The organism is Planctomycetota bacterium (genome assembly GCA_026387035.1).
Classification (GTDB): Bacteria; Planctomycetota; Phycisphaerae; order FEN-1346; family FEN-1346; genus JAPLMM01.
This window is the reverse complement of sequence record JAPLMM010000098.1, coordinates 1-1,890: the sequence shown is the minus strand read 5'-3', so window position 1 is coordinate 1,890 and position 1,890 is coordinate 1. Positions and strand designations below refer to the sequence as shown.

At 69.7% G+C, this 1,890-nt stretch carries 3 protein-coding genes; all 3 read right to left on the bottom strand.

Features of this window, described 5'->3' with window-relative positions; all coding sequences use genetic code 11:
- The coding region (locus NTX40_03545; protein MCX5648159.1) for an ATP-binding cassette domain-containing protein at positions 1 to 311 on the bottom strand (311 nt) is incomplete at its 3' end.
- 46 nt (positions 312 to 357) lie between these two features.
- A complete protein-coding gene (locus NTX40_03540) occupies positions 358 to 1,443 on the bottom strand; it encodes an ABC transporter permease (protein ID MCX5648158.1) in 1,086 nt (361 codons plus the stop codon).
- Positions 1,444 to 1,518: 75 nt separating this feature from the next.
- Positions 1,519 to 1,890, bottom strand: a 372-nt coding sequence (locus NTX40_03535; protein MCX5648157.1) for an HAD family hydrolase, incomplete at its 5' end; no start/stop codon positions are given.

Sequence of the window (1,890 nt, the reverse complement as noted above, 5' to 3'; positions counted from 1 at the left end):
TCCGCCGAGAGCGCGGCGAGGAGGTTGAATCGCTGAAAGACGAATCCGATGTGCCGGCGCCGCAGGCGCGTCCGCCGGCCGTCCGAGATCGCGCCCGTGTCTGTGCCGTCGAGGACGACCGTTCCCTCGGTGGGCGTGGCCAGAAGGCCCAGAAGATGGAGAAGCGTGCTCTTGCCACAGCCGCTCGGCCCCATCACCGACACGAATTCGCCGCGGCGAACCGCGAGGTCCACGCCGCGCAGCGCCGCCGTCGGCGCCGCGTCCGTGCGGTACACCTTCGTCAGTCCCCTGGCTTCGAGGATCGTTTCCATGTCGCTCCCTTGGACGCCTCAACTCGGGGGCTATTCGCCCGTCGCCCTATTCATAGCGCAGGCTCTCGACGGGGTCCTGCCGGGCGGCCCGCCGCGCCGGATGGAGGGCCCCGAGGGCCGTCCCGCCGGCGGCGAGCGCGGCCGCATAGGCGAAACGGACCGCCGGAATGTCCACTGTCCACAGCGGCTGAAGGTTCAGGATGAGGGCGCGGCTCCCCCAGGTCAGGAGGAACCCGGCGACGATGCCCGCGGCGCAGATGAGCCCCGCCTCGGCCATGACGAGGCTGAAGACCTGCGCGCGCGACGCGCCCATGGCCTTCAGGACGCCGATCTCGCGCGTCCGCTCGACCACCATCGTGTACACCGTCAGGAGGATGACGAGGAAACAGACGAACCCGGCGACGAAGACAACGGCCGCGATGACGAGGTCCATGTCCACGAAACTGGAGGCGAGGACGTCGTAGTACTCGTCGAAGGTGATGACCCGCAGGCCGCGCGCCTCGATCGCCTCGCGCACCGGCCGGACGTCCTCCGGCCGCGCGAGACGCACATAGAAGAACGAGGCCCTGAGGACGTCCTGGCTCATGGCCTGGCTGACGGTCTGGATGGGCATGAAGACGCGCCCCGCGACGCCTTCGCGTGCGATGCCGACGATTGTGTACGACCGGCCCCAGCGCTGGACCGTCTGGCCCAGGCGATAGGGCCCCGCGCGGGCCAGGCGCGTGTCGATGACCATCTCGTCACCGCCTTCGAGGGCGCGGCCTTCGACCATGCGGTCCGGCCCGGCGAAGAGGTCCCAGTCCCGCGGCCGGATGCCGTACACGTTCTGCACGCGTCCGGCCATTTTGAGCGGCCACCGCAGGACCGCCACCGCCCGCGCGACGCCGGGAATCGTTTCCAGGTCGGTCTGGACCTTGTCGGCGGGCAGCCCGCCGCTCAGCACCACCTGGTCGGACGCCGGCCAGACCATCAGATGGGCGCTGACGTTCGTGGTGCGGTCGGCGATCTCGCGGAGCATGCTCGTCAGGCCGATGAGTACGAGGAAAAGGGCCACCCCCACCCCGACCGCCAGGACGCTGATCGTTGTGCGTGTCTTTCGAGCGAAGATGTTGGCCAGAGGCAGACAGGCCACGGCAACTCCTTTTGCAGCGACGTTCGGACGATTATAAGAGGCGAGGGCAGGGGGAGCAAGCGGCGAGCGCAGCGGTTACGTCTCCCCGTGAGGCTCGGAAAGGATTCGGCGGACCTCGGCAAGGTCGTCGGCGATCCAGGTGGCCTCGAACGCCCACGCCGGGCGAGGGTCCGAGACCAGGGCGATCGTCCGGCAGCCGGCGGCCGCGCCCGCCTCCATGTCGAAACGGAAGTCGCCGACCACGACCGTTTCTTCCGGCCCCGCGCCGAGCGTCGTCATCAGGTGCCGGGCGCCGTCGGGGCTTGGTTTCGGCAAGTGGTCCTCGCGGGCGACGACGGCGTCGAACGCCAAGCCGTGCCGTCGGCAGGCGCGATTGACGCTTCGGCGGCTGTTGCGCGTGAGGACGGCCGTCCGGACGCCTTGCGCGCGGAGCCAGTCGAGGAGTTC